Source organism: Flavimobilis rhizosphaerae (assembly GCF_014852685.1).
Lineage (GTDB): Bacteria > Actinomycetota > Actinomycetes > Actinomycetales > Cellulomonadaceae > Flavimobilis > Flavimobilis rhizosphaerae.
The window spans coordinates 99,642-125,263 of sequence record NZ_JACZDF010000005.1 but is presented as its reverse complement, the minus strand read 5'-3'; the positions used below and the strand labels follow the sequence as shown (position 1 = coordinate 125,263).

Sequence of the window (25,622 nt, the reverse complement as noted above, 5' to 3'; positions counted from 1 at the left end):
GTCCGACGCCGCCCCTGGGCACGACGGAGGGCGGTGGCTGCTGCCACCGCCCTCCGTCGTGCTGGTTGCGCGATGTCAGCTCTCGTGAGCCTGGGAGCTGCCACCCGGCTTCTCGGCGACGGCCGCGTCTGCGGCGGCCACCGCTGGCTCGTCCGCGCGGTCGGGCTCGGGAAGGTCGGGCCGACCGTCGGAGTCGAGGATGCCGCGCTCGGCGTCCCGGCGTGTCTTCCAGAGGCTTGCGACGGTGACGACGGCCAGCGTGCCGATGATGACCGTGAGCGACGTCGCGATGCCGATCTCGGGCGCCCACTCGATGTGCTTGCCGCCGTTGATGAACGACAGCTCGTTGACGTGCATCGCGTGGAAGATGAGCTTGAACCCGATGAACGCGAGGATGACCCCTAGGCCCTGCGCGAGGTAGACGAGCCTGTCGAGGAGCCCGCCGATGAGGAAGTAGAGCTGGCGCAGGCCGAGGAGTGCAAGAGCGTTCGCCATGAAGACGACGTAAGGCTCTTGCGTGAGTCCGTAGATCGCGGGGATCGAGTCGAGCGCGAAGAGCAGGTCGGTAAAGCCGATCGCGACCATCACGAGGAACATCGGCGTGAGGAAGCGCTTGCCGTTCTTCTTCACGGTGAGGCGGTCGCTGTTGTACTCGTCAACGGTCGGCACGACCTTCTTGAAGAGCGCGACGACGGCGCCGCCGGGAACCTTGTCCTCGTGCTCGGTCTCGGGCTTGACCTGCTTCCAGGCGGTCCACAGGAGGATCGCGCCGAAGAGGTAGAAGACCCACGACCAGGCGTTGAGCGCTGCAGCACCGAGGAGGATGAAGGCGGTGCGCATGACGAGAGCGAGCGCGACCCCGACGAGGAGGACCTTCTGCTGGTTCTCCCGCGGCACGCGGAACGACGTCATGATGAGGAGGAAGACGAAGAGGTTGTCGACCGAGAGGCTCTTCTCCGTGATGTAGCCCGCGAAGAACTCGCCGCCGTGCTCGGGTCCGACGACGATCAGGAAGACGATGCCGAAGATGATCGCGAGCGCGATGTAGACGGCCGACCAGATCGCCGATTCCTTGAACGTCGGCGCGTGGGGCGTCCGGACGTGTGCGTAGAAGTCGAAGATGACGAGGCCGAGGACCACGGCGGCTGAGATGAGCCACACGGACAGATGAATATCGAGCACCGAGCGTTCCTCCGGTACGTAGCACTGAGTACCGGAGGTCTCTCCCGCCCGGCGCTCGTGCACTGGTCCGGACCGATGGCACCGGGGAGGCTACGGAGCCTGCCGTGATGACGACGCCATCGTGATGGGGATACTCCCCTCCAACCGAGCCATCGTAACCGCAGACCTAGGTCCTCGCTCGACGAAACGGGTCACCGACGGTGTGTCGCGCGCCTCACTCCGTCGCGGCGCGCATCTGCCGCAGTTCCTTCTTGAGGCCGGAGATCTCGTCCCGCAGGCGTGCGGCGAGCTCGAACTGCAACTCGGCTGCGGCTGCGTGCATTTGGTCCGTGAGCTCTTGGACGAGGCTCGCCAGATCTCCTGCCGCCGAGACGGCGGGGCGTTCGGACGTCGTCGTCGCGGCGCGGGAGCGGCCCGTAGGTGCCTTGCGGTAGCCGCCGGCGAGGAGCTCGGCGGTATCGAGGTCCTCGCGCGCGAGCATGTCGGTGACGTCGGCGATCTTCTTCCGCAGGGGCTGGGGGTCGATGCCCCGCTCGGTGTTGTAGGCGATCTGCTTCTCGCGTCGGCGTTCGGTCTCCTCGAGGGCGGTCTGCATGGCGGCAGTGATCTTGTCCGCGTACATGTGGACCTGGCCGGAGACGTTGCGGGCGGCGCGTCCGATCGTCTGGATGAGTGACTTCGACGAGCGGAGGAAGCCTTCCTTGTCGGCGTCGAGGATCGCGACGAGCGAGACCTCGGGGAGGTCGAGCCCCTCGCGCAGGAGGTTGATGCCGACGAGGACGTCGTAGACGCCGAGGCGGAGGTCGCGGAGAAGCTCGACACGGGCGAGCGTGTCGACCTCGGAGTGGAGGTACCGGACCCGGACCCCCTTGTCGAGGAAGTAGTCGGTGAGATCCTCGGCCATCTTCTTCGTGAGCGTCGTGACGAGGACGCGTTCGTCCTTCTCGACACGGGTGCGGATCTCCTCGAGGAGGTCGTCGATCTGCCCCTTGGTGGGCTTGACGACGACCTCGGGGTCGATGAGGCCTGTCGGGCGGATGATCTGCTCGACAACACCGTCGGAGAGCCCGAGCTCGTAGTCGCCGGGCGTGGCGGAGAGGTAGACGGTCTGGCCGATGCGCTCGACGAACTCCTCCCACCGCAGCGGCCGGTTGTCCATGGCGCTCGGAAGGCGGAAGCCAAAGTCGACGAGGTTCCGCTTGCGCGACATGTCACCCTCGTACATCGCGCCAATCTGGGGCACCGTCACGTGGGACTCGTCGATGACGAGGAGGAAGTCGTCGGGGAAGTAGTCGAGCAGCGTGTGAGGCGGCGTCCCTGCTTCACGTCCGTCGATGTGGCGCGAGTAGTTCTCGATGCCGGAGCAGCTCCCGACCTGGCGCATCATCTCGATGTCGTACGTCGTGCGCATGCGCAGGCGCTGCGCCTCGAGGAGCTTGCCCTGCCGTTCGAGGTCGGCGAGCCGCGTCTCGAGCTCAGCCTCGATGCCGGCGATCGCGCGCTCCATGCGCTCGGGACCCGCGACGTAGTGAGTCGCGGGGAAGATGTGGATCGACGGGACGGTCGAGACGATGTCGCCGGTGAGCGGGTGGAGCGTATGGATCGCCTCGATCTCGTCACCGAAGAACTCGATGCGGATCGCGAGCTCCTCGTAGACGGGAATGATCTCGACGGTGTCACCGCGCACGCGGAACGTGCCGCGGGTGAAGGCGAGGTCGTTGCGTGTGTACTGCATCTCGACGAAGCGGCGCAGCAGACCGTCGCGATCGATCTGGTCGCCGACGTCGAGCCGCTGCATGCGGTCGACGTACTCCTGAGGGGTACCGAGGCCGTAGATGCAGGAGACAGACGCAACGACGACGACGTCGCGCCGCGTGAGCAGAGAGTTCGTCGCCGAGTGGCGAAGCCGCTCGACCTCGTCGTTGATCGCCGAGTCCTTCTCGATGTAGGTATCGGTCTGCGCGATGTACGCCTCGGGCTGGTAGTAGTCGTAGTACGAGACGAAGTACTCGACGGCGTTGTTGGGGAGCAGCTCGCGGAACTCCGTCGCAAGCTGCGCTGCAAGAGTCTTGTTGGGTGCCATAACGAGCGTCGGACGCTGCACCTGCTCGATGAGCCACGCTGTCGTCGCGCTCTTTCCGGTGCCCGTCGCGCCGAGCAGGACGATGTCCTTCTCCCCCGCGTTGAGCCGCTCGGTGAGCTCTGCGATCGCGGTCGGTTGGTCACCCGCAGGCGTGTACTCGGACACGACCTCGAAGGGGGCGACGGTCCGTTGCAGGTCGGTCTCGGGTCGCATGAGTCCACGGTACGCCGAGGCGCCGACATTGACGGGCCAGCGGTGCAATGTGGTCCAGGCCACGACTCCACTGCCCTCGAAAGGAAGGGAGCGCTCCCAGCCGAGAGTCCTCGTAGAAAATCACCCGGGGGCACCCCCACGCCTCTAGCAATCAGCGTGAGACGCTCCGTAACATAGTTTGTTAGTTCGCCTTCCTAACACCCGAGACGATCCGGAGCATCATGAGTCCCCAGTACGTTGGTTCGCGCCGCAGGCGCGAACGCCCGATCCGCAGACTGCTCGCAGCGCTTGGCGTAGGAGCGCTCGTCGGGGCTCTCGTGCCATCCGCACTGGTCGCGTCGGCCGCTACGCCGGCGGGGTTCCCAGACTTTGACGACGCGTGCACAGTCCTCGACACCACCGTGCCGACCGGCGTCGTCAACTCGAACGACCAGCTCGGGATCGACAACAACCTCAACACCTACGTGGGCGGTCACCTCACGATCGGCGCCGCTGCTTCGGAGATCGAGGGACTCAACGTCGTCGCCGGTGACATGACCGTCAACAAGGACGGCTGGTTCGGCGTCGGGGTCGTCGGCGCCGGGTCCCTCATCTCCCCCGGCGCAGGCAAGGACGTGCTCCTGGTCGGCGGCAACCTCATGGGCAAGCCGTCGGTCGACACCGGACAGCGACTCGCCCAGATCGGCGGAACGGTGACCGGCGGGTTCCCGGGCTGGGCATCCATGTACTACACGGACGGTATGGGCGCCGACGCGCTCATCACGAACAACTACGACCCGGCATACGACTTCAACAACTTCACACCCAGGATCCAGACGCTGGCGGACAACCTCGCGCAGAGCGGCACGCTCGGCAGCACGACAGTCTCCGGCGGCACGATTACCCTCGACGCTCAGAACCAGGTGGGCCAGATCCGCTTCGACGTTCCAGCCGCTGCGCTCGCTGGCATGACGGAGATCCAGCTCGTCAATATTGCTTCGACGCAGCCGCTCGTCATCAACCTCACGGGCACTTCCTCTGCCACGTCGCTGACGATCGGCAGCCTTGCCTTCGAAGTCACCTACAACGATGTTCCGGGCGATCACGTCGCGACCAGCGGGGTTCTGCCCGGGACGCCCACGACGACGTTCCCGTGGCTCCTCAATGACTTCGGTTTCGCGGGATACGCCTCGCGTGTCATGTGGAACTTCAACGACACCGGCAAGGTCGCCCTCACCTCCGGCAACCAGTGGGTCGGATCCATCCTGGCGCCCAGCGCAGATCTCACGGCCACCCAGTCGATCAACGGCCGCGTCTATGTCGGCGGCGACTTCACCTTCAACGGACAGGGCAACGAGGTTCATGCCTTTGCGTGGACCGGGTGCGGTTTGCCCACTGCCCTCGCACAGGGCACGTTCCAGATCAACAAGGTCGTCGACGGCTCGGCCGCCAGCTCGGTCCCCGGCACCACCGCCTTCACCGTCAACTACACCGTCAACGGCGTGGCTGCCACGACGCCGCTGACGGTCCTGGCCGACGGCACCGTCGTCAACGGACCCGTCCTTGAGGAAGGCGACGTCGTCGTCTTCACCGAGGCCACCCCGCCGACCATCGCCGGCATCGACTGGGGCACCCCCCTCATCACCGTCAACGGCACCGAGACCAACACCCTGACGATCACCGACGGCGGCAACGCCACGATCATCGTCACCAACACCGCCACGACCACCCCGGCCAAGACCGGCACGTTCCAGATCAACAAGGTCGTCGACGGCTCGGCCGCCAGCTCGGTCCCCGGCACCACCGCCTTCACCGTCAACTACACCGTCAACGGCGTGGCTGCCACGACGCCGCTGACGGTCCTGGCCGACGGCACCGTCGTCAACGGACCCGTCCTTGAGGAAGGCGACGTCGTCGTCTTCACCGAGGCCACCCCGCCGACCATCGCCGGCATCGACTGGGGCACCCCCCTCATCACCGTCAACGGCACCGAGACCAACACCCTGACGATCACCGACGGCGGCAACGCCACGATCATCGTCACCAACACCGCCACGACCACCCCGGGTACCGGCGCGCCCAGCACAGGCACCCCCGGCACGGGCGAGCCCAGCACCGGCACCCCCGGCACGGGCGAGCCCAGCACCGGCACCCCCGGCACCGACGAGCCCAGCACCGGCACCCCCGGCACCGACGAGCCCACCAACGGTGCGACGACGGACGACGACGGTGGCGTCGGCTCGGAGGAAGGCGAACCGACCGACGGCACGCCCACCGACGACGGTACGTCGCCCGACGACGGTCTTCCCGTCACCGGCGCCCAGGCGGCGATCGGCTCGGGCATCGCGCTCCTGCTCATCGTCGGCGGTACCGCCCTCCTCGCGGTCCGCCGTCGCGAGGCCTGACCGCACCGCTCGAGCACAACATGCCTAGGGGCACCGATCACCACGGTCGGTGCCCCTCAGGCGTCGTGCGTGACCGTCAGGCGTCCTGCTCCTGGGTCACCTGCTCGTGGAGTCGCCGCCAGAGCTCGTCCACCTGCTCCCGCAGGTGCTCGATGTCTCCCGTCCCGTCGAGAACGACGTCGGCCGCGGCGAGCCGTTCTTCGTCGCTCGCCTGCGCCGCGAGGCGCCGGCGCGCCTCCGGCAGGGTCGCCCCACGAGTTTCGACGAGTCGCGCGATGCGGAGATCGGCGGGTGCGTGGACGACGACGAGCACATGGAAGTCGTCGGACTGCCCCGTCTCGACGAGCAGCGGGACGTCGTGCACGATGACGGCCCTCGGATCGGCGGCGACCGCCCGCGCCTCCTCCTCGGCTGCGACGCGCGCGATCTGCGGGTGGAGGATCGCCTCAAGATCGGACCGAGCCTGCGGGTCGTTGAAGACGATGTGCCCGAGAGCCACACGGTCGAGCGCGCCGTCCTCGTCGAGCACGCCGTCGCCGAAGCGATCAATGACGGTGCCGAGCCCGACCGTGCCCGGGGCGACGACCTGACGCGCGATGACGTCATGGTCGACGACAACCGCACCCAGCTCGCGCAGGCGGGAGGCGACCACCGACTTGCCCGCGGCGATCCCACCCGTCAGTCCGATGCGAGTCATGTCCACATCCTGCCCCCGACGTCTCAGCACAGCAACAGGCCGGTGCACCTGAGCAGCGTCGCGCGGGGGCTAGGGTCTGAGGACGGGGGTGGTCGCCTCCTCGCGGAGTGGAGGAACGATGTCAGGGATGCACCCCGGGATGGGTGGCGGTCAGTTCAGGTCGTTCCGGCAGGACGCCTCGGTACGCGGCACGAGACTGCGCAGCGGCACGATCCGGCGCGTCCTCGAGTTCGCTCGTCCGTACCGCGGTCGGCTCTCCGCGTTCCTCGCGATCATCGCTGTCGACGCTGCACTCGGCGCGGTGACCCCTCTGCTGTACCGAGCGATCATCGACGACGGTATCTCCGCGGGTCGCCGTGACCTCGTCATCTGGTTCTCGGTTGCGGTCGGGGTGGTCTCCCTCACGTCCGGGGCTCTCGTGCTCGTGCAGCGGTGGCTGTCGGCGAGCATCGGCGAGGGTCTCATCCTCGACCTGCGCACCTCCGTCTTCGACCACGTCCAGTCGATGCCCCTCGCTTTCTTCTCCCGGGCACGGACCGGCGCGCTCGTGCAGCGGCTCAACGGTGACGTCCTCGGCGCCCAGCAGGCGTTCACGTCAACCCTCCAGAACGTCGTCTCGAACGTGCTCACCGTCGTGTTCGTCCTCGCCGCGATGTTCACCATGTCGTGGCAGCTGACCCTCGTGTCGCTCGCGCTCGTGCCTGCGTTCATCGTCCCGGCACGGTGGATCGGACCGCGCATCGCCCGGGTGACGCGCGAAGCGTACGGTCTGAACGCCGACGCCGCGCAGACCATGACGGAGCGGTTCAACGTCGCGGGCGCGCAGCTCGCGAAGATCTACGGCCGGCCCGAGGACGAGTCCCTGATGTACCGCACCCAGGCGGCACGCGTCCGGGACATCGGGGTCCGCCTCGCGATGTACAACACGGTCTTCCGCGTCTCCCTCGTCACGGTCGCGGCCGTCGCCGTCGCGGTCGTCTACGCGCTCGGCGGCCTCGCGACGATCAGCGGTTCGCTGACGATCGGTGTCCTCGTCGCGCTCACGAGCTACCTCACACGCCTCTACGGACCGCTCACGTCACTGTCCAACGTCCAGGTCGACGTCCTCACCGCGCTCGTGAGCTTCGAGCGGGTCCTCGAGGTCCTCGACCTCGAGCCGAGCGTCCGCGACGCCGACGAAGCCCGCGATCTCTCCCCCGCGATCATCGCCCGCGGTGCCTCGGTCGAACTCGACAAGGTGACGTTCCGCTACCCTGCGGCATCCGAGGTGTCGCTCGCGTCCCTCGAGTCGGTCGCGTCACTCACGAACGACCCGGAGGCAGACACGCTCACCGGCGTGACGTTCCGCGTCGAGCCCGGCCAGACGGTCGCGATCGTCGGGCCGTCCGGCGCAGGCAAGACGACGCTCACGCATCTCGTCACACGCATGTATGACCCGACGGACGGCACGGTGCGGATCGCCGGCGAGGACCTGCGCGACGTCTCCCTCGCCTCCCTGCGCGCAGCCGTCGGCACGGTCCCCCAGGACTCCCACATGTTCCACGACTCGATCGCCGGCAACCTCCGCTACGCCAAGCCCGGAGCGACTGACGACGAGATCCTCGAGGCGCTGCGGGCAGCGCACGTCCTCGATCTCGTCGAGTCCCTTCCCGACGGCATCGACACCGTCGTCGGTGATCGTGGTTACCGGCTCTCCGGTGGTGAGCGGCAGCGCCTCGCGATCGCCCGCCTGCTCCTCAAGGCACCGGCCGTCGTCATCCTCGACGAGGCGACCGCGCACCTCGACTCGGAGTCCGAGGCCGCCGTCCAGCGTGCGTTCGACCGGGCCCTCGAAGGCCGCACGGCGCTCGTCATCGCCCACCGGCTCTCGACGGTGCGTAACGCCGATGCGATCCTCGTCGTCGATTCCGGACGGATCGTCGCGCACGGCACCCACGCGGAGCTGCTCGCCCAGGGCGGCCTCTACGCGGACCTCTACGAGACCCAGCTCGCCACGGGTCTCGACGACGCGGACGCCTGAGCTCCAGCCTGCGCGCCAATTTCCTTGCGTCACAGCAACCCGCGAGGGTGCGTGCACGCAAGGGACCGCGCGCGGGCCGTCGCACGCGTCACGGTTCATGCGTGCCAGCACCGTCAACGAGTGCAGGCACGCAATCACCGCAGCATTGACGCCGCGAACCCCGGTTGAGTGCGTGGTCGCACCACACGCGCGCACCTGCGCGCACAGGGCCGCGCACCCCCGCATCTGCGGGCACCCACCGGGATCCGCCTGCGGAGCCTCGCGCGCGCTCGGCCCGGGCCGCCCCGGGAACGCCGGAGGCCGGCCACCGCATGAGCGGTGACCGGCCTCCTCAAGACCGTCAGGGACGGTGCTCGATCAGTTGCCCGTGAGCTTCTCGCGCAGAGCGGCGAGAGCCTCGTCGGACGCGAGCGTACCCGCAGTCTCCTCCTGGGCAGGAGCCGAGGAGTAGGTCGACGGAGCCGACTCGGACGAGCTGCTGCCACCGGCCGCAGCCTCGGCGTCCGCCGTGATGGCGTCCGCGACCTGCTTGCGGTGCGCCTCCCAGCGCTCGTGGGCCTGGGCGTACTGCGCCTCCCAGGTCTCACGCTGCGCCTCGAAGCCCTCGAGCCACTCCTGCGTCTCGGGGTCGAAGCCCTCGGGGAACTTGTAGTTGCCCTGCTCGTCGTACTCGGCAGCCATGCCGTAGAGCGCGGGGTCGAAGTCCTCGGACTCCGGGTCCACACCCTCGTTGGCCTGCTTGAGCGAGAGCGAGATGCGGCGGCGCTCGAGGTCGATGTCGATGACCTTGACGAACGCCGAGTCGCCGACCTGGACGACCTGCTCCGGCAGCTCGACGTGACGCTGCGCGAGCTCCGAGATGTGGACGAGGCCCTCGATGCCGTCCTCGACGCGCACGAACGCACCGAACGGGACGAGCTTGGTGACCTTACCCGGGACGACCTGGCCGATGGCGTGGGTCCGGGCGAACGCCTGCCACGGGTCCTCCTGCGTCGCCTTGAGCGACAGCGAGACACGCTCGCGGTCGAAGTCGACGTCGAGAACCTCGACGGTGACCTCCTGGCCGACCTCGACGACCTCGGACGGGTGGTCGATGTGCTTCCACGAGAGCTCGGAGACGTGGACGAGACCGTCGACGCCGCCGAGGTCCACGAACGCACCAAAGTTGACGATCGACGAGACCACACCGGGGCGGACCTGGCCCTTCTGCAGGGTCTGCAGGAAGGTCGAGCGCACCTCGGACTGCGTCTGCTCGAGCCACGCACGGCGCGAGAGGACGACGTTGTTGCGGTTCTTGTCGAGCTCGATGATCTTCGCCTCGATCTCCTTGCCGACGTACGGCTGGAGGTCGCGGACGCGACGCATCTCGACGAGCGACGCCGGGAGGAAGCCACGGAGGCCGATGTCGAGGATGAGGCCACCCTTGACGACCTCGATGACGGTGCCGGTGACGACGCCGTCCTCCTCCTTGACCTTCTCGATCGTGCCCCACGCGCGCTCGTACTGGGCGCGCTTCTTGGACAGGATGAGGCGACCCTCCTTGTCCTCCTTCTGGAGAACGAGCGCCTCGACTGCGTCACCCACCTGGACGACCTCGCCCGGGTCGACGTCGTGCTTGATGGAGAGCTCACGCGAGGGGATGACACCCTCGGTCTTGTAGCCGATGTCGAGAAGGACCTCGTCGCGGTCGACCTTGACGATGGTGCCCTCGACGATGTCGCCATCGTTGAAGTACTTGATGGTGGCGTCGACGGCAGCGAGGAAGTCCTCGGCAGAGCCGATGTCGTTGACAGCGATCTGCTTCGTGGTGGGGGTGGTCATTGAGTCAGGTGCTCCGATGCGGACAGGAAGTAGTACGGATGGATGTGTGCCTCCCGCGGACCCGTCGCTCCTCACGGAGGACATGGCTCACCCACGAGAGACCGCGTCAACACTACCACTTGTCCGCACACGCAACGACGCCCCTCCCGACGTACGTCGGGAGGGGCGTCGAGGTCGACCTCAGGCGAGGACCCGGGCGACGCGCAGGAGGTCGTCGGGAACCTGCTTGACGCGGCCCGCGATCTCGGGGAGCGGCACGAGGACGATGTCCTCGCCCTGGAGCGCCGTCATGACGTTGGTCTCCCCCGCCGTGATCGCGTCGACCGCGGCCACACCGAAGCGCGAACCGAGGATGCGGTCCGTCGGCGTCGGCGTCCCGCCGCGCTGGACATGCCCGAGCACCGTGAGGCGGGTGTCGAAGCCCGTCCGCGCCTGGATCTCCGCCGCGACCCGCTCGCCGATCGCGCCCGCGACGATCTCGCCGTACTTGCCGAGCTGGACCTCGTACTCCATCGACGAGCCCTGCCTCGCGTGGGCGCCCTCCGCGACGACGACGATCGAGAAGTTCGCGTGTGCCTTGTGGCGGTGCTGGAGGAACTTCACGACACGGTCCATGTCGAACGGCTCCTCGGGAGCCAGGACGATCTCGGCGCCACCGGCGATGCCGGAGTTCACCGCGATCCAGCCGGCGTGACGCCCCATGACCTCGACGACCATGACGCGGTTGTGGGACTCCGCTGTCGTGTGGATCCGGTCGATCGCCTCCGTCGCGATGTTCACCGCGGTGTGGAAGCCGATCGAGAGGTCGGTCCCCGCGACATCGTTGTCGATCGTCTTGGGGATCGCGACGATCTTCACGCCGGCATCCGCAACCTTGCTCGCCGCGTGGAGCGTGCCGTCGCCGCCGATACAGATGAGTGCCTCGATCTTCTCGGCCTCGAGCGTCTGGAGGACCGCGTCCATCGACCCGTCCTCCTCGCGCGGGTGGAACCGCGCGGTCGAGAGCAGGGTGCCGCCCATCGAGAGGACGTTGCGGATGTGCTGGCGCTCGAGCGGCTGGATGTCGCCGTCGACGACGCCCTTCCACCCGTTGCGGAACCCGATGATCTGGTGCCCGTACTCCCCGAGCCCCTGCTTGACGATCGCCCGGATCGCCGCGTTGAGACCCGGGCAGTCGCCGCCGCCCGTGAGAAGGCCGATGCGCATCAGAGAAAGCTCCCTCGCGTAGTGCGCGAGCACGACCGGGCAGACGCCGGGTCGCGTCCTCACGCCGTTCGTACCTCCAACTTATCTCACGACGGAGACCGATTTCCGGTGCCGAAGGTCCTTCCCGGGCGCGTGTCCCGCACCGTGGGACGATAGGCAGATGCAGCAGCGTGCCGGATACCAGGACGTCCCGCCCGAGTCCGCCGGCCCTGCGGGCCGCAGCTGGTGGGACGAGAACGCCGCCGAGTACCTCGACGAGCACGGGGAGTTTCTCGGCCACGGCGACTTCTGCTGGTGCCCCGAGGGACTGCGCGAGGCGGACGCCCACCTGCTCGGAGACGTCGCCGGGACGGACGTCCTCGAGATCGGGGCCGGCGCCGCGCAGTGCTCCCGGTGGCTCCGCGCACACGGGGCGCGCACCGTCGCCACCGACCTGTCCGGCGGGATGCTCGCTGCCCTCCGCACGCTGCCAGGGACGCCCCCGCTCGTCCAGGCCGACGCCCGCGCGCTCCCGTTCGCGGACGCCAGCTTCGACGCGGTCTTCACCGCGTACGGCGCGATCCCGTTCGTGCCCGATGCCCGCACCGTCCACGCCGAGGCCGCCCGCGTCCTCCGTCCGGGCGGGCGCTGGGTCTTCTCCGTCACGCACCCCGTCCGCTGGGCCTTCCCCGACGACCCCTCGGAACGCGGGCTCACCGCAACGTCCTCGTACTTCGACCGGACGCCCTACGCCGAGCGCGACGACGCCGGCCGCGTCACGTACGTCGAGTACCACCGGACCGTCGGCGACCACGTCCGGGACCTCGTCGCCGCGGGGTTCGAGCTCCTCGACATCGTCGAGCCCGAGTGGCCCGCCGGCCACAACCGCGCGTGGGGCGGCTGGAGCCCGGTGCGCGGCAGGGTGCTGCCCGGCACCGCGATCTTCGTCACGCGCCGCCGCTGAGCCCGGACGACGGCACGCCCGCCCCGCAGACGGGAACGGCGCCGCGGTGCGTCCCCCGGCGCACCGCGGCCCGGATCAGTGCCCCGCGTCGTGCCAGTTCGGGCCCGTGCCAACGGAGACGTCGAGCGGCACCGAGAGCTTCGCCGCGCCGCCCATCGCCGCACGCAGGAGCGCCTCGACCTCCTCGAACTCGCCCGGCGCGACCTCGAGGACAAGCTCGTCGTGGACCTGGAGGAGGAGGCGGGAGCGCAGCCCGCGCGCGTCGAGTTCCTTGCGCACCTCGAGCATGGCGATCTTGATGATGTCCGCAGCCGACCCCTGGATCGGGGAGTTGAGGGCGACCCGCTCGGCGATCTCGCGCCGCTGACGGTTGTCGCTCGTGAGGTCCGGCAGGTAACGCCGGCGCCCGAGGATCGTCTCGGTGTAGCCCGTCGCACGCGCAGCCTCGACGACCTCGTGGAGGTACGTCCTCACGCCGCCGAAGCGCGTGAAGTAGTCGTCCATGAGCTTCTGCGCCTCGCCGACCTCGATGCCGAGCTGCTTCGAGAGGCCGAAGGCTGACAGCCCGTACGCGAGGCCGTAGCTCATCGCCTTGATCTTCGACCGCTGAGCAGGGCTCACGTCCGTCGTCGCGACGCCGAACACTCGGGACGCGACGTAGTTGTGGAGGTCCTCACCCGACCGGAACGCCTCGATGAGTCCCTCGTCGCCAGACAGGTGCGCCATGATGCGCATCTCGATCTGAGAGTAGTCCGCAGTGAGCAGCGTCTCGTAGCCGTCACCCACGACGAAGGCGCGGCGGATGCGCCGTCCGGCAGCCGTGCGGATCGGGATGTTCTGAAGGTTGGGGTCCGCCGAGCTCAGCCGTCCCGTGGCCGCTACCGTTTGTTGGAACGTCGTGTGGATGCGACCGTCAGGACCGACGTAGCGCAGGAGAGTCTCGACCGTCTGACGCAGCTTCGTCACGTCACGGTGCGCGAGCAGGTGCTCGAGGAACGGGTGCTGCGTCTTCGCGAACAGCTCCGTGAGCGCGGCCGCGTCCGTCGTGTAGCCCGTCTTGATCTTCTTGGTCCGCGGCATGTCCAGCTGGTCGAAGAGCACCTCCTGGAGCTGCTTGGGCGAGCCGAGGTTCACCTCACGCCCGATGACCGCGTACGCCTCCTCGGCCGCGTGCCGTGCCTGCTCGCCGAACTCCGCGTCGAGCTCGCGGAGCAGGTCGACGTCGACCGCGATCCCCGTGTCCTCCATGCGCGCGAGGACGTCAGCCAGCGGCAGTTCGAGAAGCTCGAGGAGCTTCGTCGCGCTGCGGTCCGCGAGGTCGTCGGCCAGTGCCTCCCCGAGCGGCACGAGGATCGATGCCCGCTCCGCAAGCACCGTGAGCTCTCCCCCGTCGCCGTCGAGATCGAGGTCGAGCGAACCCTGCGTACCCCCGGGCGACGCCGCGCCGATCTCACGGTGGAGCGAGCGGATCGTGAGGTCCTCGAGGTCGAACGTCCGCTGGTCCGGGTGGCACAGGTACGCCGCGAGCTCGGTGTCGAGCGTGACCCCGCGAAGCGCGTAGCCACGCCCCTGCAGCTCGTGCCAGCGAGCCTTGCCGCCGTGAACGAACTTGGGTGCGTCCTCGTCCGCGAGCCACGCACCGAGCGCGGCGTCATCGGCGGGCTCGATCTCCGTGAGATCGACGACGACCGCGTGCCCGTCCGCATCCCCGAGAGCCAGAAGGTCCGCGTCACCCGAACCCGGAACCGCCCGGCCCCGCACCTCGAGCCCGAGATGCTTCCCCCCGCGGGCGGCGAGCCACGCACCGAGTCCGCCCGGTGCGACGGCGTCGAGCTCCAGCGAAGGACCCGCGACGACGTCGTCGTCGCCCCGCTCCTCGGCCGGCATCATCGCGAGCAGGCGGTCGCGCAGCGTCCGGAACTGCAGCGCGTCGAAGATCGTGTGCATCGCCTCGCGGTCCCACGGCCGCGCCTCGAGATCCTCGGGCGCGTACGGCAGGTCGAGATCCGTGAGGAGGTGGTTGAGCTCGCGGTTGAGCCGGACCTGGTCGATGTGCTCCCGCAGGTTCTGGCCCGCGACCCCCGTGATCTCATCGGCGTGCGCGAGGACACCCTCGAGGTCGCCGTACTGCGTGAGCCACTTCGCGGCCGTCTTCGGCCCGACCTTCGGCACCCCCGGGATGTTGTCCGCCGACTCCCCCACGAGCGCCGCGAGATCCGGGTAGCGCTCAGGACGCACCCCGTACTTCGCCTCGACAGCGTCAGGTGTCATGCGCGCAAGCTCCGAGACGCCCTTGACCGGGTAGAGCACCGTCACCGTGTCCGTGACGAACTGCAGCGAGTCGCGGTCCCCCGAGCACACGAGGACCTCCCAGCCGCGCGAGCCTGCCTCTGACGACCACGTCGCGAGGATGTCGTCGGCCTCGATCATCTCGCGCTCGTAGTGCGTGATCCGGAGAGCGTCGAGCACCTCACGGATGAGCGGCACCTGGCCCTTGAAGGGCTCGGGCGTCGCGTCGCGGCCGCCCTTGTACTCCGGGAAGCGCTCCGTGCGGAACGTCGTCGAACCTGCGTCGAACGCGACCGCGACATGCGTGGGCTGCTCGTTCTTGATGAGGTTCGCGAGCATCGACACGAAGCCGTGCACCGCGTTGGTGTGCTGGCCCCCCGACGTCGTGAACTTGTCGGCGGGCAGCGCGAAGAACGCGCGGAACGCCATGGAGTGTCCGTCGATGAGCAGCAGGCGGGGTCGCACGTTGTCGTTCACACCTGACAACCTATCTCCCATGACCGACACCCACCCGGACGTCCGCACCCCCCTCACAGACGCGCAGCGAGAGCTCGTCGCCCGTTCGGCGCACGGCACGCTCCACGAGCGCATGGGCATCGAGATCCTCGAGCTCACCCCCGAGCGCGCCGTCGCGACGATGCCCGTCGAGGGCAACACGCAGCCCGCAGGACTCCTCCACGGCGGTGCCTCCGCAGCGCTCGCCGAGACCCTCGCCTCGTACGCTGCGATCTCGCACGCCGGCACGGGTCGCGGGGTCGTCGGGCTCGACCTCAACGCGACCCACCACAAGGGGGTCCGCTCGGGGACCGTCACCGCCGTCGCGAACGCGCTCCACCTCGGCCGCACCCTCGCGAGCTACGAGATCGTCGTCCACGACGACGCAGGCCGCCGCGTCTGCACGGCGCGGCTCACGTGCATGATCCTCGACGCACGCTGAGAGCCCTCGCACCGAGTGGCTGCAGCCCGGGCTCAGCCCGCCGACGTCAGCCGACGACGGGCACCCGTCTCAGCGACGCCCTCCGCGACCGGGACACCCGCCCCCGGGGGTCGCCGGCGACCCCAGACGTTCCGCACGCAGACGCGCCTGGAGCTCACGCAGGTCGACGGGACCCGAGTGCGTCTCGATGCGCGCCTTGCGGCGCCGTGCGATGAGGTCCTCGAGCCCACGAGACCCGCGACGAGCAGACACCGGGTCCGACTCGAGTCGGCGGACGAGCGTCGCCGTCTGGACGACACGGTGCGCCGCGGCCGGTGCGAACCCGAGGCGCAGGAGGAAACGCTGCACGCCGCGCGAGCCAGGGAGCGGCACGGAGTAGACCTCCTCCGCGCCGACCTCGAGCGCGATCTCCGCCGCAGCCGCAAGCAGGGCGTGCCCGGCGCCGCGCCGACGGAAGACCTGGTCGACGAACAGCGCCTCGATGTAGAGCACTGGGTCGTCGTGATAGAGGTTCGCCTCGACGATCCTGCCGAGCAGGAACCCCACCGCGACCCCGTCGTGCCGGGCGACGAGCACACGCCCGCCCGGCACCGACAGCAGCACGCCGAGCTGGTTGCGCACACGCTCGACATCGGGCGAGCACAGCTGGGTCGGCGTCGAGGACTCCTCGCGTGCCGTCAGGCACAGGTCCGCGACGTCGAGAAGATCGCCGGCAACCGCATGGCGTACGTCGATCGATGCCCGCACCATCGACGCACCTCCTTCATGAAGTCCCCTGCTTGGCCCTGACGCGCTCCCGGGACGGGCACGCGGAACCGAATGTACTCAGGTCACGGTCAGGTCACAACACGCGACGGGCCCGGCAGCGTGCCGGGCCCGTCGTCATGCGATGTCAGTCCTTGCCGACCTGGTCGATGACCGCGTCCGCGACCTCGCGCATCGTGAGGCGTCGGTCCATCGACGTCTTCTGGATCCAGCGGAACGACTCCGGCTCCGACAGGCCCATCTTCGTCATGAGCAGACCCTTGGCACGGTCGACGTGCTTGCGCGTCTCGAAGCGCTCCTGAAGGTCCGCGACCTCGTCCTGGAGCGCCGAGATCTGCGTGTACCGCGAGATGGCGATCTCAACGGCCGGAAGCAGGTCCGCGGGGCTGAACGGCTTGACGACGTACGCCATCGCGCCCGCGTCCCGCGCACGCTCGACGAGCTCGGTCTGCGAGAACGCCGTGAGCAGTACGACCGGGGCCGCATGCGCCTTCGCGATGCGCTCCGCCGCGGAGATACCGTCGAGCTCGGGCATCTTCACGTCCATGACGACGACGTCCGGCTTGTGCTCGATCGCGAGCGCGACCGCGGTCTCGCCGTCACCAGCCTCACCGACGACGTCGAAGCCCGCCTCGCGGAGCGTCTCGACGACGTCCATGCGGATGAGCGCCTCGTCCTCCGCGACGACCGCACGACGGACACGACCAGCAGCGGCCGGCTTCTCCGCCTCAGGCTCGACGAGCGGGGGCAGGTCCAGCTCGATCTTCTCGGGGCTCTTCTCGTTCTCTGTCACGCACACATCCTACGGGGTCGGCGCGCACACCGGCACCGGACCCGCGGGTGCGTCGCACCACGTTGCGGGCGATATGCTGGGCCCGCCCCCGGCCCCGATAGCCCAACCGGCAGAGGCGTTCGGCTCAAACCCGATCCAGTGTGGGTTCGAATCCCACTCGGGGCACCCTCGCGCCCCCGCGGCGCACGCGCGGCCCGGTCCCCCCGAGGGACTGGGCCGCGCGCGTGAGATCGGCGTGTCAGCGCGGGACGCGCCCGAACACCCGCAGGACGTGGCACAACGCCCGATGGGCACGGTCACCGACCTCGCAGTGCATGAGCGGACAACCGCCGACGAGCACCTCGACGCCGGCAGCCCGGCGCGCCCGGCACCGACGGGAGGTCAGGGTGGGCCGGGTCTCCCCTCGACCTCGTTCGCCGACGGGTTGATCGCGACGGCGTCGTAGCTGGCCTTCCGCAGGCCGAGATGCACCGGCGCTCCTCGTCCCGTCCAATACCTCGTGCCATGGGCGTCTCACCGCTGCTGACAGCGACGAAAGCCCCGCACAGGCCCCTGCACAACGCGAGGGGCCCCGGACCGCACGGTCCGGGGCCCCTCGACGTGAGAGACGAGCGTCAGGCGATACGGCCGGTCGACTCGCCGATCTTGTGGACGGTGATGTTGTTCGTCGAACCGATGACACCGACGGGCGCACCCGAGACGACGACGACATACTCGCCGTCCTCGACGAGCTCCTTCGAGCGGAGCGTCTGGTCGACGAGCTGGACCATCGCGTCCGTGTTCGCGACCTGGTCGACGAGCTCCGCCTGGACACCCCAGCTGAGCGCGAGCACGTTGCGCACCGACGCGTCAGGGGTGAACGCGATGAGCGGGATCGACGAACGCAGGCGCGACATGCGACGCGCCGAGTCACCCGACTGCGTGAACGTCGCAAGGTACTTGACGCCCACACGCTCACCGATCTCGGCCGCGGCACGCGTGATGGCACCACCGCGCGTGTGCGGGGTCGAGCCGAGCGGCGCGATGCGCTCCCGGCCGTGCTCCTCGGTCGACTCGATGATGCGGGCCATCGTGCGGACCGCCTCGATCGGGTAGTCGCCGACCGACGTCTCGCCCGAGAGCATGACGGCGTCCGCACCGTCGAGAACCGCGTTCGCGCAGTCCGAGGCCTCAGCACGCGTCGGACGCGGCGCCGAGATCATCGACTCGAGGACCTGCGTCGCGACGATGACCGGCTTCGCGTTGCGGCGCGCGAGCTCGACCGCACGCTTCTGGACGAGCGGGACCTGCTCGAGCGGCAGCTCGACGCCGAGGTCACCACGGGCGACCATGATGCCGTCGAACGCGTCGACGATCTCTTCGAGGTTGTCGACCGCCTGCGGCTTCTCGACCTTGGCGATGACGGGGAGGATCCGACCCTCCTCCTCCATGATGCGACGCACGTCGTTGTAGTCGGCCGCGTTGCGGACGAACGACAGGGCAATGATGTCCGCACCGAGGCGGATCGCCCAGCGGAGGTCCTCCTCGTCCTTCTCGGACATGGCGGGGACGGAGACAGCGACGCCGGGCAGGTTGATGCCCTTGTTGTTGGAGACGGGACCGGCAACCTCGACACGCGTGACGACACGCGGGCCGTCGACCTCGACGATGCGCACGAGGACGCGGCCGTCGTCGATGAGCATCGGGTCACCGACGCGGGCATCGCCAGGAAGACCCTTGTGGGTCGTCGAGACGAGCTCCTTGGTGCCCACGACGTCGTCGGTCGTGATCGTGAAGATGTCGCCCTCGTCGAGCCAGTACTTCTCGTCCTTCTCGAACTTGCCGAGGCGGATCTTCGGACCCTGGAGGTCGACGAGCACCGCGACGGGGCGGTTCGCGGACGCGGCTGCGGCCCGCACGTTGTGGTAGACGAGCTCGTGCTCGTCAGGAGCGCCGTGGCTCCGGTTGATTCGGGCGACGTCCATGCCGGCGTCGACGAGGTTCTGGATCTGGTCCGCGGAGGCGGTCGCGGGACCGATGGTGCAAACAATCTTCGCTCTGCGCATGGCTCCAAGCCTAGTTCACATGGGGAGGTTGGTTGTAGGACGTCTGGCGGTCGGGACGGTCCCGACATGTGGGCCGCGCCACAGGCTAGTCGACCCGGACGCACGTCGGCCCCGGCACGGAGCCGGGGCCGACAGGATCAGACCCGCAGAGCGGTGTCCGACGCACGCACGGGAGAGGGGAGCTCGGTCGTTCCCTGGAGGTACGCGTCGACCGACGCGGCCGCCGCCCGGCCCTCGGCGATCGCCCACACGACGAGCGACTGGCCCCGGCCGGCATCGCCCGCGACGAACATGCCCGGGACGCTCGTCGCGTAGTCGTCGCCCCGCGCGACAAGGCCACGACCTGTGAGGTCGACGCCCGTCTGCTCGCTCAACGTGGTCGTCTCGGGACCGGTGAAGCCCATCGCGACGAGCACGAGGTCCGCCGGGATGATCCGCTCCGTGCCCGCGGTCGGCACCCGGCGCCCGTCGGCGAGGTACTCCGTCGTCGCGACGACGAGGCCAGTGACGTTACCGTGCGGGTCACCCTGGAGCGCGACCGTCGACGCGAGGTACGTCCTCTCGCCTCCCTCCGCGTGGGACGACGACACCTCGAAGAGCGTCGGCGTCGTCGGCCACGGCTGGTGCTCGGGGCGTTCCGCAGGAGGCTGCTTGCCGATCGCGAGCGTCGTCACGTACGCCGCACCCTGACGCAGCGCGGTGCCCACGCAGTCGGAGCCCGTGTCACCGCCGCCGATGACGATGACGTGCTTGCCCGTCGCCGTGATCTGGTCCGGCACCTCGCGGCCCGCAGCCGCCTCGTTGCCCTGGTGGAGGTACTCCATCGCTGCGTGGACACCCCTGAGCTCGGCGCCCGGCACGGAGAGGCCGCGTGCGACCGTCGCGCCCGTCGCGACGACGACTGCGTCGTACCGCGACCTCAGTTCGTCCCACGTGAGGTCCTTCCCGACCTCGACCCCGCACCGGAAGCGCGTGCCCTCCGACCTCATCTGCTCGAGACGCCGCTCGACGTGGACCTTCTCGAGCTTGAAGTCCGGCACACCGTAGCGCAGGAGCCCGCCCGGCTCGTCGTCGCGCTCGAGCACGACGACCGTGTGGCCCGCACGCGTCAGCTGCTGAGCAGCCGCGAGCCCCGCCGGGCCCGACCCCACGACGGCGACCGTCTGGCCTGTGAGCCGCTGCGGGACGACCGGCTGGACGTAGCCGCGCACGAACGCCTCGTCGATGATCGAGACCTCGACGGACTTGATCGTCACCGGGTCCTGGTTGATGCCGAGGACGCACGCCGACTCGCACGGTGCGGGGCAGATGCGCCCCGTGAACTCCGGGAAGTTGTTCGTCGCGTGCAGCCGCTCCGCCGCCTCCCGGTAGCGCCCCCGACGGACGAGGTCGTTCCACTCCGGGATGAGGTTGCCGAGCGGGCAGCCCTGGTGGCAGAACGGCACGCCGCAGTCCATGCAACGCCCGGCCTGCCTCCGCAGCATCTGCTGGTCGTCCGGGTTGTTCGCGCGGTACTCGTGCACCTCGCGCCAGTCCATGAGCCTCACGGCAACAGGGCGGTCCGCAGGGAGCTCGCGCTCCCGGACCTTGAGAAAACCACGCGGATCAGCCACGAGCCACCTCCAGGATGTTCTCCCAGACGCCCGGGGCGCCCGGGTCGAGCCCGTCGGACTCGGCCTTCGCGAGGGCGTCACGCACCCGCGCATACTCGGTCGGCAGCACGCGTGTGAAACGGGCGCGCACCGCAGGAAGGTCGCCCAGCAGCTCCGCCGCGAGCGGGGAACCCGTCTCCGCGAGGTGCTGCTCGAGCAGGTCGGCGACGACGAGCATGTCCGCGTCGTCGAGCGCAGCGAGAGCCAGCTCGCGGCCCGCGAGAGCCGCCTTGTTGACCGACCCCGGACGCAGGTCGAGGACGTAGGCGGTGCCGCCCGACATCCCAGCGCCGAAGTTGCGCCCGGTCGGCCCGAGGACGAGGACGGTGCCGCCGGTCATGTACTCGCACGCGTGGTCGCCCACCCCCTCGGTGACGAGGGTCGCCCCCGAGTTCCGGACCGCGAACCGCTCGCCGACGAGCCCGCGCAGGAAGATCGCCCCGGACGTCGCGCCGTAACCGATGACGTTGCCCGCGATGACGTCGCGGCTGCCGTCGAGCCTCGACGAGGCGTCCGGACGGAGCACGATGCGGCCGCCCGAGAGGCCCTTGCCGACGTAGTCGTTCGCGTCGCCCGACAGGCGCAGCGTCACGCCGCGCGGCAGGAACGCACCGAGCGACTGGCCGGCCGAACCGGTGAGAACGACCTCGATCGTGTCGTCGGGCAGCCCCTCGCCCCGGTAGCGGCGTGTCACCTCGTGACCGAGCATCGTGCCGATCGTCCGGTTGACGTTCCGGACGCGGGCTTCGAGACGGACCTTCTCACCGCGCTCGAGCGCGGGCGCCGCAAGGCGCACAAGCTCGTTGTCGAGCGCATGCTCGAGCCCGTGCTCCTGCGCCTGCGTCCGGCGCAGCGACGCACCCTCGAGCGGCCGCGGCCGCTCGAGAACCGGAGCGAGGTCGAGACCTGACGCCTTCCAGTGGTCGATCGCACGCCGGGCGTCGAGCACCTGAACCTGGCCGATCGCCTCGTCGAGCGACCGGAAGCCCAGTGCCGCGAGGTGCTCGCGCACCTCGGTCGCCAGGAACTCGAAGAACGTCACGACGAACTCGGGCTTCCCCGAGAACCGCTCGCGCAGCTCCGGGTTCTGCGTCGCGACCCCGACGGGGCACGTGTCGAGATGACAGACGCGCATCATGATGCAGCCCGACACGACCATCGGCGCGGTCGCAAACCCGTACTCCTCCGCGCCCAGGAGCGCGGCGACGACGACGTCGCGACCCGTCTTCAGCTGGCCGTCGACCTGCACCGTGATGCGGTCGCGCAGGTTGTTGAGGACGAGCGTCTGCTGCGTCTCCGCGAGGCCCACCTCCCACGGCGTGCCTGCGTGCTTGAGCGACGTGAGCGGGCTCGCACCCGTGCCGCCGTCATGGCCCGAGATGAGCACGACGTCGGAGTGAGCCTTCGCGACGCCGGCTGCGACCGTGCCCACCCCGAACTCCGAGACGAGCTTGACGTGGATGCGCGCGGCCGGGTTGGCGTTCTTCGCGTCGTGGATGAGCTGCGCGAGGTCCTCGATCGAGTAGATGTCGTGGTGCGGCGGAGGCGAGATGAGGCCGACACCCGGCGTCGAGTGACGCGTCCGCGCGATCCACGGGTACACCTTGTGCCCCGGCAGCTGACCGCCCTCACCAGGCTTGGCGCCCTGCGCGAGCTTGATCTGGATGTCGTCCGCGAACGTCAGGTACTCCGACGTCACCCCGAAGCGGCCCGAGGCGATCTGCTTGACCCTGCTACGACGCAGCGGGTCGTGGAGCCGCTCCGGGTCCTCGCCGCCCTCCCCCGTGTTCGAGCGCCCCCCAAGCATGTTCATGGCGATCGCGAGCGTCTCGTGCGTCTCCGCGGAGATCGACCCGTACGACATCGCGCCCGTGTTGAAGCGCTTGACGATCTCGCTCACCGGCTCGACCTCGTCGAGCGGCACAGGCTCGCGGTCGGGGGTGAAGCGCAGCAGACCACGCAGCGTGAGCAGCCGCTCCGACTGGTCGTCGATCCGCCGCGTGTACTCCCGGAAGACGTCGAGCTGACGCGTCCGCGTCGAGTGCTGGAGGCGGAAGACCGTCTCCGGGTCGAAGAGGTGCTCCTCACCGTCCCGGCGCCACTGGTACTCGCCGCCCGTCTCGAGGTCCTCGTGCGGCGGGTGGTTGCCCGAGGCGGGGTACGCCGCACGGTGGCGCGCCGCGACCTCCTCCGCGAGGACGTCGAGGCCCACGCCGCCGAGGCGCGAGGTCGTGCCGGTGAAGTACCGCTCGACGAGCGCCTGGGACAGCCCGACGGCCTCGAAGGTCTGCGCACCCCGGTACGACTGGATCGTCGAGATGCCCATCTTGCTCATGACCTTGAGGACGCCCTTGCCGAGCGCCTTGATGACGTTCTTCACAGCCGTCGCCGGGTCGACGTCGATGAGACCCTCCTCCGCAAGCCGCTCGACGGTCTCCATCGCGAGGTACGGGTTGACCGCCGCCGCGCCGTAGCCGATGTGCAGCGCGACGTGGTGCACCTCGCGGACGTCGCCCGCCTCGACGACGAGCGACACCTGCGTCCGCGTGTGACGACGCAGCAGGTGATGGTGCACGGCCGAGGTGAGCAGGAGCGACGGGATCGCCGCCATGTGGTGGTTCGCGTCGCGGTCCGAGAGGACGATGAAGCTCGCGCCCGCCGCGATCGCGTCGTCGACCTGCTCGAAGATCTCCTCGAGCCGAGCCTCGAGCGCCTCTCCCCCGCCGTCGACGCGGTAGAGACCACGGACCCGCTCGGCCTTGAAGATGCCCGTGAGCCGCGGGTCGCGGTCGATGCGGACGATCTTGGCGAGCTGGTCGTTGTCGATGACCGGGAACGGCAGGATGAGCTTGCGCGCGTGCTCGGGAAGCTCCTCGAGGAGGTTCGGCTCCGGGCCGATCGCACCGGCGATCGAGGTGACGAGCTCCTCGCGGATCGCGTCGAGCGGCGGGTTCGTCACCTGCGCGAACATCTGCGTGAAGTAGTCGAAGACGAGGCGCGGGCGAGCCGAGAGCACCGCGACCGGCGTGTCGGAGCCCATCGCGCCGAGGGGCTCAGCACCCGTCGCGCCCATGGGACCGAGGATGACCCGGACCTCCTCCTGCGTGAAGCCGAAGGCGCGCTGGCGCCGCAGCACGGACGCCGGCGAGTGCGCGATGTGCTCACGCTCGGGGAGCTGGTCGAGGAAGACCTCGTTCTCCGCGATCCACTGCGCGTACGGGGCCTGCGCGGCGAGCTCGGCCTTGATCTCGTCGTCCTCGACGATACGGCCGGCGGCCGTGTCGACGAGGAACATGCGGCCCGGCTCGAGGCGGCCCTTGCGCACGACGGTCGCCGGGTCGAGGTCAAGCACGCCCGATTCCGAGGCGAGCACGACGAGCCCGTCCTCCGTCACCCAGAAGCGGCCCGGACGCAGCCCGTTGCGGTCGAGGACCGCGCCGACGACCGTGCCGTCGGTGAAGGAGAGGTTCGCGGGACCGTCCCACGCCTCCATGAGGTTCGCGTGGTAGTCGTAGAACGCCCGCCGCGCGGGGTCCATGCCGACGTTGTTCTCCCAGGCCTCGGGCACCATCATCATGACGGCGTGCGGCAGGGAGCGTCCGCCGAGGTGGAGGAGCTCGAGCACCTCGTCGAGGCTCGCGGAGTCGCTCGCCCCGGGCGAGCACACCGGCATGAGCGGCGTGAGGTCGCCGAGCACGTCGGACGCGAGCGTCCCCTCGCGCGCGGCCATCCAGTTGCGGTTGCCGCGGACCGTGTTGATCTCGCCGTTGTGCGCGACGAGGCGCATCGGCTGCGCGAGCGGCCACGACGGGAACGTGTTCGTCGAGAACCGCGAGTGCACGAGCGCGATCCGGCTCGCGAAGCGCGGGTCCGAGAGGTCGGGGAAGAACGGCTCGAGCTGGCCGGTCGTGAGCATGCCCTTGTACGTGAGGGTCCGCGAGGAGAGCGACGCAAAGAACACCCCGAGCTCGTGCTCCGCCCGCTTGCGCAGCCGGAACGTACGCCGGTCGAGCGCGACGCCCTCGAGGGTCCCCTCGGGGTCGGCGACGAACAGCTGACGGAACGTCGGCATCGAGGATCGCGCCGTCGGCCCGACGAGGTCCGCGACGACGGGCACGTCACGCCACGCGAGAACCTCAAGGCGCTCCTCGGCCGCGATCGCCTCGACACCGCGCACCGCGGCGTCGGCGTCGGCCGCGTCCTGCGGGAGGAAGCCGAGACCGACCGCGTACGCCCCGGCGCGCGGCAGCTCGACACCGACGACGGCACGCAGGAAGGCGTCGGGCACCTGCGTGAGGATGCCCGCACCGTCGCCCGAGTCCACCTCGGCGCCGACGGCGCCACGGTGGTCGAGGTTGAGCAGGGCTGTGAGGCCCGCGTCAACGATGTCACGTCCCGCAGCACCGCGTAGCGTCGCGACGAACGCGACGCCGCACGCGTCGTGCTCGCGCGTCGGGTCGTAGAGGCCAGTCGCGGCCGGGGCGCCGGTGCGCCACGGGCTCGGGACCTCAGGGTGGGTGGTCGGCGGGGTCGACGACGACAGGGACATGGGAACCGTCCTCGGGGGTGCAGCCGGCAGACGCCGTGGCCGC

15 protein-coding genes and 1 tRNA gene are annotated in these 25,622 nt (G+C 69.4%); 5 read left to right on the top strand and 11 right to left on the bottom strand.

Annotation, left to right across the window (positions count from 1 at the left end; all coding sequences use genetic code 11):
• Window positions 1-75: 75 nt before the first annotated feature.
• On the bottom strand, window positions 76-1,182 hold the full coding sequence (locus IGS67_RS10295) for a TerC family protein (protein ID WP_328742371.1): 1,107 nt from the start codon (window positions 1,180-1,182) through the stop codon (window positions 76-78).
• Window positions 1,183-1,396: 214 nt separating this feature from the next.
• Window positions 1,397-3,478: an excinuclease ABC subunit UvrB gene (gene uvrB, locus IGS67_RS10290; protein ID WP_192280467.1), complete on the bottom strand. Its 2,082-nt coding sequence runs from the start codon at window positions 3,476-3,478 to the stop codon at window positions 1,397-1,399.
• A gap of 317 nt (window positions 3,479-3,795) precedes the next feature.
• On the opposite strand from uvrB, the gene IGS67_RS10285 reads away from it, so the two are divergent.
• Entirely contained in the window at window positions 3,796-5,862 is a 2,067-nt protein-coding gene (locus IGS67_RS10285) for a choice-of-anchor A family protein (protein ID WP_192280464.1), read from the top strand.
• A gap of 76 nt (window positions 5,863-5,938) precedes the next feature.
• Here IGS67_RS10285 and coaE read toward each other — a convergent pair whose 3' ends face one another.
• A complete protein-coding gene (gene coaE / locus IGS67_RS10280) occupies window positions 5,939-6,559 on the bottom strand; it encodes a dephospho-CoA kinase (protein WP_192280461.1) in 621 nt (206 codons plus the stop codon).
• A 118-nt stretch (window positions 6,560-6,677) separates the two neighbouring features.
• Between coaE and IGS67_RS10275 the strand changes: the two genes are divergently transcribed.
• Window positions 6,678-8,579 (top strand): ABC transporter ATP-binding protein, encoded by a 1,902-nt coding sequence (locus tag IGS67_RS10275; RefSeq protein WP_235978073.1) that lies wholly within the window; start codon window positions 6,678-6,680, stop codon window positions 8,577-8,579.
• A 357-nt stretch (window positions 8,580-8,936) separates the two neighbouring features.
• On the opposite strand, the gene rpsA is transcribed toward IGS67_RS10275, so the two are convergent.
• Both rpsA and IGS67_RS10265 read right to left on the bottom strand, forming a co-directional pair.
• Entirely contained in the window at window positions 8,937-10,400 is a 1,464-nt protein-coding gene (gene rpsA, locus IGS67_RS10270; protein WP_102508793.1) for a 30S ribosomal protein S1, read from the bottom strand.
• Between the two features lie 180 nt (window positions 10,401-10,580).
• Window positions 10,581-11,606, bottom strand: coding sequence for a 6-phosphofructokinase (locus IGS67_RS10265; RefSeq protein ID WP_102510500.1), 1,026 nt, complete (start codon window positions 11,604-11,606; stop codon window positions 10,581-10,583).
• A gap of 160 nt (window positions 11,607-11,766) precedes the next feature.
• Between IGS67_RS10265 and IGS67_RS10260 the strand changes: the two genes are divergently transcribed.
• The gene (locus IGS67_RS10260; RefSeq protein ID WP_192280458.1) at window positions 11,767-12,549 is read left to right on the top strand and encodes a class I SAM-dependent methyltransferase; all 783 of its coding nucleotides are present in this window, start codon (window positions 11,767-11,769) and stop codon (window positions 12,547-12,549) included.
• 75 nt (window positions 12,550-12,624) lie between these two features.
• Here IGS67_RS10260 and polA read toward each other — a convergent pair whose 3' ends face one another.
• Window positions 12,625-15,336 carry a DNA polymerase I gene (polA, locus tag IGS67_RS10255; protein WP_192280455.1) on the bottom strand — a complete coding sequence of 904 codons (2,712 nt, stop codon included), beginning with the start codon at window positions 15,334-15,336 and terminating at the stop codon, window positions 12,625-12,627.
• Here polA and IGS67_RS10250 point away from each other — a divergent pair.
• Window positions 15,335-15,775 carry a PaaI family thioesterase gene (locus IGS67_RS10250; protein WP_192280451.1) on the top strand — a complete coding sequence of 147 codons (441 nt, stop codon included), beginning with the start codon at window positions 15,335-15,337 and terminating at the stop codon, window positions 15,773-15,775. The genes polA and IGS67_RS10250 overlap by 2 nt on opposite strands.
• A 69-nt stretch (window positions 15,776-15,844) precedes the next feature.
• Here IGS67_RS10250 and IGS67_RS10245 read toward each other — a convergent pair whose 3' ends face one another.
• Window positions 15,845-16,525 (bottom strand): GNAT family N-acetyltransferase, encoded by a 681-nt coding sequence (locus IGS67_RS10245; RefSeq protein WP_192280448.1) that lies wholly within the window; start codon window positions 16,523-16,525, stop codon window positions 15,845-15,847.
• 142 nt (window positions 16,526-16,667) lie between these two features.
• Window positions 16,668-17,303: an ANTAR domain-containing response regulator gene (locus IGS67_RS10240; protein WP_407925821.1), complete on the bottom strand. Its 636-nt coding sequence runs from the start codon at window positions 17,301-17,303 to the stop codon at window positions 16,668-16,670.
• 121 nt (window positions 17,304-17,424) lie between these two features.
• Here IGS67_RS10240 and IGS67_RS10235 point away from each other — a divergent pair.
• Window positions 17,425-17,498: transfer RNA gene (locus IGS67_RS10235), tRNA-Leu, on the top strand.
• A gap of 449 nt (window positions 17,499-17,947) precedes the next feature.
• On the opposite strand, the gene pyk is transcribed toward IGS67_RS10235, so the two are convergent.
• From pyk to gltB, 3 genes are all read right to left on the bottom strand, one after another.
• The gene (pyk, locus tag IGS67_RS10230) at window positions 17,948-19,378 is read right to left on the bottom strand and encodes a pyruvate kinase (protein ID WP_192280446.1); all 1,431 of its coding nucleotides are present in this window, start codon (window positions 19,376-19,378) and stop codon (window positions 17,948-17,950) included.
• Window positions 19,379-19,515: 137 nt separating this feature from the next.
• Window positions 19,516-20,991 (bottom strand): glutamate synthase subunit beta, encoded by a 1,476-nt coding sequence (locus IGS67_RS10225; RefSeq protein ID WP_192280444.1) that lies wholly within the window; start codon window positions 20,989-20,991, stop codon window positions 19,516-19,518.
• Window positions 20,984-25,579 (bottom strand): glutamate synthase large subunit, encoded by a 4,596-nt coding sequence (gene gltB, locus IGS67_RS10220; RefSeq protein ID WP_192280442.1) that lies wholly within the window; start codon window positions 25,577-25,579, stop codon window positions 20,984-20,986. The genes IGS67_RS10225 and gltB overlap by 8 nt, the downstream gene beginning before the upstream one ends.
• Window positions 25,580-25,622: the final 43 nt, after the last annotated feature.